Genomic DNA, 8,189 nt, shown 5'->3' on the forward strand with positions numbered 1-8,189 from the left:
GACGCACCCGGGGGGGGGGGGGGGTGGGGGGGGGAGTGGGGGGGGGGGGGGGGGGGGGGGGGGGGGGGAGCCCCCCTCCCCCCCCCCCCTTGCGGCCGCCTACTGGGCGGAACTGCCCGCGGGCTGGCCCGACGTGCCGTTGCTGCCCGCCACGCTGGGCGCCGACGCCGTCGTGGTCGGCGCCGCCCGGCTGGCCATGCAGACAACCGAGATCGACGGAGGGACCAGCGGGTGAGTGTCCTCGACGACCTGGCCGGCGGGCTGGTGGTGTCCTGCCAGCCGTTGCCCGACGAGCCGGAGGACCCGATGCGGGACCCGTACGTCCAGGCCCGGGTGGCGGCCGCGGTGGTCCGCGGCGGCGCGGTGGCGGTCCGGGTCAACGGACCCGACGACGTCCGGGCGGTCCGCGCCGCAGTCGACGTGCCGGTGATCGGGCTGTACAAGCACGGCACGGCGGACGTGTTCATCACCCCGACCGCGGCCCACGCGCTGGAGGTGGCGCGGGCCGGGTCGCACCTCGTCGCGGTCGACGCCACCCACCGTCCCCGGCCGGACCGGCGCACCTTCGCCGACACGGTCCGGGCGCTCCGCGAAAAGACCGACGCGCTGGTCCTGGCCGACGTCGCCACCACGGCCGAAGGCGTCGCCGCCGTCGAAGCCGGCGCGGACGCGGTCGCCACCACGCTGTCCGGCTACACCCCGGCCAGCCCACCGACCGACGGGCCCGACCTCGGGCTCGTGGCGCGACTCGCCGCACTGCTGCCCGTGCCGGTGCTCGCCGAAGGGCGGTACCGCACCACGGAGCAGATCGACCGAGCCTTCGAGGCCGGCGCGCACGCGGTGGTAATGGGCAACGCCGTCACCTCACCACTGTGGATCACCCGCCGGCTCGTGCCGGCTACACCCCGCGCGGCGAGCGCGCCGAACAAAAGGGAGTGCAGATGAAGAGACGCGCCGGTCGGTCTGGCCCGGGCGGAGCGGGTGGAGCTGGAGGCGCTGGTGGCCCGGCTCGGCATCCGTGGATCGCCTCTGCCGAACCGAGATAGCTGAGCATCCAGTCCAAGCGTCCGCCCTGTTTCAGGGCACCGGCGCGGCTCAGCAGCTTGTGGTCGGCGCGATCAACGGGACGTGCCCTCGGTCCGTCGGTCGAGCTCAGTGGTGGCGGGTCGGCGCCGGGTTTCCTCGCGGAGGGTGCCCGGAGCAGCGTCTGGCGCGAGGTGTCATGCCACGACGGCGACCCGCTGGCGGACCATCGGGTCCGGGTCGTCCGCCAGCTCGGTCAGGAACTGCTCGCAGTGGGCCGGCCTGGCGCTGGTGCTGGCGAGTCCACTGATCCCGCCCTAAAGGGCGCGCAGCACTGGCCCGCATCTTGGTAGCCCAGGTGGACCTGACATACCAGCGCCTCGGTCTCGGGCCGCTCCGAGCGGGTCGCTCCCGTGCAACGCGGGACGGATGTCCCCATCGGCGAACGTCAGCAGAGCTGTCTTCGCGCCCACGTCGTCCCTCCAGGTCTCAGGCTGCTGGCCGGCTTCCGCCCATTACCCGTGCATCGGCCCCGGGTATCCCCCGGCTGAGGCATTCCGTGGTGCTCCCACGGTATGGCGCTACGCTGAGCCGCCCCACACCCACGCAGGAGGATCCGTTGGTGCGCCAGAGGATTCGGCACGCGCTCGTCATCGCCGCCTCAGTGACCCTTGGCGCGTTCGCTGTCGCGGGGTGTACCACCGACGGCGGAGCTGCCCAGGCCGGCAGTACAGGTGCCTCCGGGCCGACAGCGAGCCCAACGCCGGACGGCCCGTATCAGGCCCCTTCGAACCTCTGTGACGTCATCGATCCTTCGCCGTTGAAGGCCACCAACGGGCCGCTGGCGGCCACCGGCACGCACCAGGAATCCACCGGCACGCTCCAGGCCAGCCGCAGTTGCACCATCAAACTCGCCGGCGGGCGACTCGACATCGTCGCGATCATCCACAATCGCACCGCCGACGCCACCACCGCGTTCACCTCTGCGGCCAGCAGCACGATGTGGAAATACCGGCTCACCCGATCCGGGCCGGTCTCCGGGGTCGGGCAGGAAGCCTTTGCGCGCTTCGGTAAGTACGACACCACGACTGTCGTCACCGAGCTCACCACCCGAGACGACAACCTCGTGTTGACGGTCAACGCGCTTGTGAGGCTGCCCAGCGCCGACGCCGCGGTCAAGCTCGACGCAGCCGTGCAAGAGGTCTGCCGTACAACCCTGGCCGCGCTCGCAAACTGAGCCTGCTTCCACGCTGCGCAGCTCTTGACCGCTTGTCACGGGCGTCGTGAGCGCGGCCTGAGATTCGCGTTCTGAGCCGGTTCTCCTCGTCGGTGCAGTCCCGCTGGGCGAGGTGGACCCCCAGCGACCGGTGGCGTACACGCCGAGGTAGGGGCGGGGCCGTCCGGGTAGACGTGGGTGAAGCAGCAGGTGACCACGCCGGTCGCGGCGACGGCGCGGTACGGGATGCCCGCCTACGCGAACGTGGCCGGCAAGATCGTCGTCTGCTTCCAGGACTCGGGCAAGTTCAACTACCGGTACTCGACCCTGGGCTTCCAGGACTCGGCCAACCTCGACGACGGGGACCTGTGGCCGGTGTCGTACGCGTTGCGGAAGTGGAGCCCCGCAGTGGAGAAGAAGGTCGTCGAGCTGGTGCGGGCCGCGGTCTCCTGACCGTCACCGTGGCTGCCGTGTGGCCCGCGCCGTAGCCAGTATCAGGCGCGACGCCTGATACTTCGACGGACGTGGGCCACACGGCGGCGGAGCACGGATGGCGGCGATCTATTCGCCGGTGAGGCGCTGTTCGTGCATGCGCAGGGCCACCGTCGTGGCGTCCAGCAGAGGTGTGGGTACGCCGAGCGCGCGGGCCCGGGCCGTGAGGTCGCCGAAGATCTGCTCGGCCTCGCTCGGCTGTCCGGCGATCAGATCCCGGTAGAGGGAGGCGGTGTCGGTCGAGCCGGGTCGGGTCACGAAGGCCCGGACGTTGTCGAGGGCGGGCTCCGGCATCGGATATCCCGCCGCTGCGGCGACGGCCGCGCCCTCGGCGGCGATCTGCGGGCCGAGGCGGTCGCCACCGGGGACTGCCACGGCGTCGCCCACCGAACCGCGTACCAGGGTGTTGAGGGCGCCGAGGGTGCTGATGAAGACCCACTTGTGCCACATGGCCCGGCGGATGTCCGGCGAGACGGCGAAGTCGAAGCCCGCGCCGGAGAACCTCTCGGCGATCTGCTCGACGCGCGGCGACGTGCCGCCCTGCTGTTCGCCGATGACGATCTCGGCCAGGGTGCCCAGCCGCACGATGTCACCCTCGGCGTCGAGCGTGGTGAGCACGCGGGCCACGCCGCCGAGCACGGCGTCCACGCCGAATCGCGCGTTCAGCGCGTCCATGTGCGCCATACCGTTCAGGAACGGGATCACTCTCGTACGCGGGCCCACCGCGGCGGCGAGGTCGTCGATCGCCGCCGGCAGCGCGGTGGCCTTCACCGAGACGAGAACGACGTCGTAGTGCCCGTCGATCTCGGCCGCGGTGAGCAGCCGGGGCGTGAGCAGGGTCTCGGCCCCCAGGCCGGTGATGCGCAGCCCGCGTTCCCGGAGCACGTCGGCGCGCTTGGGCCGGACGAGGAAGGTGACGTCCCGGCCGGCCTGTTGGAGTTGGGCGCCGAAGTAGCCTCCGGTCGCGCCCGCCCCGACGACAAGAATCCTCATACGCCGAGACGTTACTGGTCGGGCCGGTAACGAGGCAGCCCCTTCCGAGTGATCTCGGTTACCAGCTGGACCGGTATCATCGAGTGGTGTTTCAGGGTGAGGAGGCGTTCCGGTTCGTCGGCGGGCGGGTGTCGGTCGACTTCACGGCGACCCGCGGCCTGCGGTGGCGGGACCCCAGCGTCGAACGCCTCGCCGCCCCGGCCGATCTCACGCGCTGGTTCGTCGAGGTGGGGCTGACCGGCGTCACCGTGCCGGCCCCCGCCTCGACCCTCCGCGGCGCCCGTGAGCTGCGCGAAGCCCTCTACCGGCTGATGCATGGCCGGGCCTGCCAGGAGCCGCCGGACCTGCGGGCCATCGACGTGGTGAACCGCTGGGCGGCCAAGGCGCCACCGGCGGTCCGACTGACGGCGGACGGTACGTCGAAGCACTTCGTGAACCCCGTCGCCGGCGGGCTGCTGGCGTTCGTGGCGCGCGACGGCATCGACCTGCTCGGCGGGCCCGACGCCGGCCGCCTGCGCGAGTGCTCCAGCGACACGTGCACACTGCTCTACCTGGACACCTCTCGGGCGGGCAACCGCCGCTGGTGCTCCATGGACGTGTGCGGCAGCCGCGACAAGATGGCCCGCTACCGCCGGCGCGCCGCCGTGTGACGTCACGCCGGCACGTCGTTGGACAGGTGGGGCGAGGCAGCGCCGTCGTTGGCGCTTCAGGGTGGCCGACCGGCGCCGACTGGTGGCATGACGCGAGGCATCGCCCTGGTCCGGCGACCCAGCGGCCGGCTGGCCGAGGGACTGGCCACCCACATCGAGCGCAGTGACGTGGACGTCTCGCAGGCCCGGCGCCAGCATGAGGCGTATCGGTGGTGGCAGCAGCATCACGTGATAGCTGGCGCGCGTCACCTCGAAGGTGCGCAGCAGGCCGGTCGCCAGCCGATCCGGACTGTCGGATGCGCGTCACAACCGCGCCCGTGGGCGCGCACGACCGGGCGGATCGGGTGGTGACGGGCGTACCACCTGGGCGCGGGGTCGGCACCCGTGCGGGATCATGGGTGGAGGCCCTTGCACCCGATACCGACAGCGGCAACGATGAGATCATGGCCGATGGATTGATCTTGCGGTTGGCGTCCGACGAGCCAGTCAGCGATGAGGAACTGGCCGAGCAGGCGCGGCTACTGAAGGACCACCTGAACCAGCTTCCGGGTGTCGATGCGAGGGAACTCGTCGAGCCGGCCGAGCCGGGGACACGGGATCCGCTCAGCATGGTCATCGGCGTGCTCACCCTCGCCGTCTTCAGCTATCCGACCGCGAAGCGGGCAACGGCGGATGTCCGGCACCTGGCCCAGGTCATTCGGCGCTACCAGGAACGCAACAAGGGCAAGCGGCTGCGGATGAGCCTTCCGGACGGCACCGAGATCGACGTACGGGATGTTTCGGAGAAGACCCTGACCGAGGTCATCAGGTCGGTGGCGGTGCCCCGGCAGGGCACGTCCGCCGTGGCCGAGAAGGTCGACGGTGAGTGACGCGGCAGCGTCCGGGTCCGGCGAGCGCCCTCGGTGAAGCGCGCGCTGTTGATCGGTGTGGGCAGCTACGCCAGCGAGGCGCTGCCCGACCTCGACTCACCCGCCAGTGACCTGAAGGACTGGGCCCGGCTGCTCCGGGACCCGGGCCTCGGCGCCTTCGACGACGTGCGGCCGTCGCTCGACGGCGACAGCCACACCGCGCAGGTCACGCTCTACGACTTCCTGACCAGCGCCGACCCGCACGACTTCCTGCTCGTGTACTACTCCGGCCATGGTCGCCTGCACGACGACCACCGCCTCTACCTCACCGCGAGCGACACCGACCCGGAGCGCCTCCCGCCGACGGCGGTGCCGACCGACGAGCTGCGGCACTGGATCGACGAGTGCCGCGCCAGCGAGCTGGTCCTGATCCTGGACTGCTGTCACGCCGGCGCCATCGGCGACCTCAAACAGCGCGGGGACCGCAGCCGGATCGTCGTGGTGTCCGCCGGGGCCACCGAACTGGCCCACGAGGGCGACGGCCACAAGCAGCACGCGCTGCCGTCCGCCTTCTCCGGTCCGTTTCTCGAGGGGCTGCGGACCGGCGCCGCCGACCGCGACGGCAACGGGATCATCAGCGTCCGGGAGGCCTTCGAGTACGCCGCGGTCCGGATGGTCGGCCGGGAACGCCGGCAGACGCCGCAGATGCGAGCCGCCGGCGTCGGGGATTTGATCCTCAGCAACGCGCCGCGGCGGCCCGAGCTGATTCCGGGCGACCTGCTCGCGCTGACCCGCAACGGGCTCGCGTCGGCGCGGGTGCTCGCCGTGGACGAGCTGAGCAACTGGGCGTACGGCAACCAGCGGACCCGCGAGCAACTGGTGGCCGCGTTCGAGACGCTCGAGGCGCTGGAGCGCGATCCGGCGGAGCGGGTGGCGGCACGGGCCCGCCAGGCCCTGACCGGTCGGCTCCGCGTCGCTCGGGCCGAGATGGAGGACGAACCCGAACTGGAGCCGCCGGGCGATCCGGACTGGCCGGCCGGCAGCACGTTCTACGAGGTGAACGTGCGGTTCTTCTACGACTCCGACGGCGACGGGCACGGCGACCTGCGCGGCATCACCGAGAAGCTGGACTATCTGCGTCGGCTGGGAGTGGACTGCCTCCTGTTGAACCCGGTGATGGCATCGCCGTCGCCGGGTGAGGGCCGGGCGGCGAGCGATTTCGAGGCCATCGACGAGGGCCTCGGCCAGCCGTCACACCTGCTGGAGTTGCTCAGCCTCGCCCACCGGCAGGGCCTGCGGGTGGTGCTGGACCTGGTGCTGAACCACACCAGCGACCAACATCCGTGGTTCCAGGCCTCCCGGAGCGAGCCGGAGGGCCCGTACGGGAACTTCTACGTGTGGAGCGACGCGGGCGACGGGTACGCCGAGGCGGACGAACCGCTCGGCAGCCACGGCGCGGGCTGGACATTCGACGGCAGGCGGCGGCAGTACTACTGGCACCGCTACGGCCGGCACGAGCCGGACCTGAACTACGACGCGCCGGAGGTGCGCGCCGCGATTCGGGACGTGATGGAGTTCTGGCTCCGGCAGGGCGTCGACGGCCTACGGCTGCTCACGGTTCCCTACCTGTTCGAGCGCAGCGGCACGCCGAGCAAGGGGCTCGACGAGACCCACAGGTACCTGCGGGAGCTGCGGTCCTGGCTGGACTCGCGGTACCCGAACCGGATCATCATCGGGTGGAGCGAGGACTGGCCGCAGGCCGCCGACGCCTACTTCGGTACCGCGGATCAGCCGGAGTGCCACCTGGTGATGTACGCCTCGCTCATGCCGAGCCTGCTGCTGGCCATGCGGCGGGAGACCCACCGACCGGTGTCCCAGGTGCTGGCGCAGATGCGGGACCAGCCGGACGGCCGGCACTGGGCGGTGTTCCTGCGCAACGGCGAGGAGATGTCGCTGGGCCTGCTGCCCGAGCGGGAACGCGAGGAACTGCTGCACACGTACGCGCCGCTGGCCCGCATGCGGGGCGCGACCGGCATCCGACGACGCACGGCCAGCCTCCTCAACGACGACCGAGGGCAGCTCGAACTCGCCTTCGCGTTGCTGTTGTCCATGCCCGGCGTTCCGGTCCTCTACTACGGCGACGAGATCGGCATGGGTGAGAACCTGTCGCTGCCGGGCCATCTCGCGATCAACACTCCGATGCAGTGGGCACCGGACCGCAACGGCGGCTTCTCGATGGCGCAGCCGGAGAACCTGCCGGCGCCGCTGATCCACGAGTCGATCTACGGGTACATGGCGGTGAACGTGGAGAATCAGCTCCGCTCGCGTTCCTCCCTGCTGCACGTGATCGAGAAGCTGATCGAGACGCGGCACGCCTGGTCGGCGTTCTCCCGCCCCGGCTGCCGGGTCGTCCGGTCAACCAACCCGGCCGTGCTCGCCTTCCTCCGCGGCGAACGCGGCGACGAGGTGCTGTGCCTGTTCAACTTCTCCAAGTACCCGCAGACGACGACGCTGACGCTGTCCTCGCACGCCGGCCGACGGCCTCGGGAACTCATGGGTGGCGCCGAGTTCCCCGAGGTGCGGGAGTCCGGCGAGTACGACCTCGGCCTGGCCGGTCACGGCTTCTTCTGGCTCTCCCTCGCCGTGGAGGCCGCGCCCTCGCCCGCCGGGGCGCCGGTCACGCAGTAGGCAGCCAGCCGAGGGTCCGCATGGTGGAGAAATCGGTCGTCTCGAGGCGCGGCTCGGAGACGGTCCACAGCACTCCGTCGACCACCAGTGACCGGTGGATCGGCACGAGTTGGCCGCCCCCGTCGGCCAGGGCGGCGACCAGGGCCAGGCCCACGGCGGGGCGGTTGCCGCCCGCCGCCGTCCGGTCGGATAGGCGAGGGCTGCCACCTGTCATGGCCCTCCGATGTGCCGATCGCGGGCCGGGTTCCCCGCCTCCCGCACCTTGACGGTGAAGAGCCG

Annotated in this window: 8 protein-coding genes; 6 read left to right on the top strand and 2 right to left on the bottom strand. The window is 71.4% G+C overall.

Translation table 11 applies throughout. The annotated features are described in order from the left end of the window. Positions 1–231 precede the first annotated feature (231 nt). The 3 genes from ACL02O_RS32900 to ACL02O_RS32910 all read left to right on the top strand — a co-directional run bounded on the left by ACL02O_RS32900 (position 232) and on the right by ACL02O_RS32910 (position 2,692). The gene (locus ACL02O_RS32900; protein WP_412822081.1) at positions 232–945 is read left to right on the top strand and encodes an N-acetylmannosamine-6-phosphate 2-epimerase; all 714 of its coding nucleotides are present in this window, start codon (positions 232–234) and stop codon (positions 943–945) included. Between the two features lie 898 nt (positions 946–1,843). Next, positions 1,844–2,260: a hypothetical protein gene (locus ACL02O_RS32905; protein WP_412822082.1), complete on the top strand. Its 417-nt coding sequence runs from the start codon at positions 1,844–1,846 to the stop codon at positions 2,258–2,260. A gap of 177 nt (positions 2,261–2,437) precedes the next feature. Beyond that, positions 2,438–2,692 (top strand): hypothetical protein, encoded by a 255-nt coding sequence (locus tag ACL02O_RS32910; RefSeq protein ID WP_412822083.1) that lies wholly within the window; start codon positions 2,438–2,440, stop codon positions 2,690–2,692. Positions 2,693–2,800: 108 nt separating this feature from the next. Here the strand turns inward: ACL02O_RS32910 and ACL02O_RS32915 are convergent, their stop codons facing one another. After that, positions 2,801–3,724 carry a ketopantoate reductase family protein gene (locus ACL02O_RS32915; RefSeq protein ID WP_412822084.1) on the bottom strand — a complete coding sequence of 308 codons (924 nt, stop codon included), beginning with the start codon at positions 3,722–3,724 and terminating at the stop codon, positions 2,801–2,803. 86 nt (positions 3,725–3,810) lie between these two features. Here ACL02O_RS32915 and ACL02O_RS32920 point away from each other — a divergent pair, with 86 nt between their 5' ends. From ACL02O_RS32920 to ACL02O_RS32930, 3 genes are all read left to right on the top strand, one after another. Continuing rightward, positions 3,811–4,374 (top strand): CGNR zinc finger domain-containing protein, encoded by a 564-nt coding sequence (locus tag ACL02O_RS32920; RefSeq protein ID WP_412822085.1) that lies wholly within the window; start codon positions 3,811–3,813, stop codon positions 4,372–4,374. Between the two features lie 317 nt (positions 4,375–4,691). Beyond that, entirely contained in the window at positions 4,692–5,243 is a 552-nt protein-coding gene (locus tag ACL02O_RS32925) for a hypothetical protein (protein ID WP_412822086.1), read from the top strand. Positions 5,244–5,276: 33 nt separating this feature from the next. After that, positions 5,277–7,910 (top strand): caspase, EACC1-associated type, encoded by a 2,634-nt coding sequence (locus tag ACL02O_RS32930; protein ID WP_412822087.1) that lies wholly within the window; start codon positions 5,277–5,279, stop codon positions 7,908–7,910. On the opposite strand, the gene ACL02O_RS32935 is transcribed toward ACL02O_RS32930, so the two are convergent. After that, entirely contained in the window at positions 7,900–8,124 is a 225-nt protein-coding gene (locus tag ACL02O_RS32935; protein WP_412822088.1) for a hypothetical protein, read from the bottom strand. The two genes, ACL02O_RS32930 and ACL02O_RS32935, sit on opposite strands and share 11 nt — an antisense overlap. Positions 8,125–8,189 lie beyond the last annotated feature (65 nt).

This window comes from Micromonospora mangrovicola (assembly GCF_047200535.1).
GTDB lineage: Bacteria > Actinomycetota > Actinomycetes > Mycobacteriales > Micromonosporaceae > Micromonospora.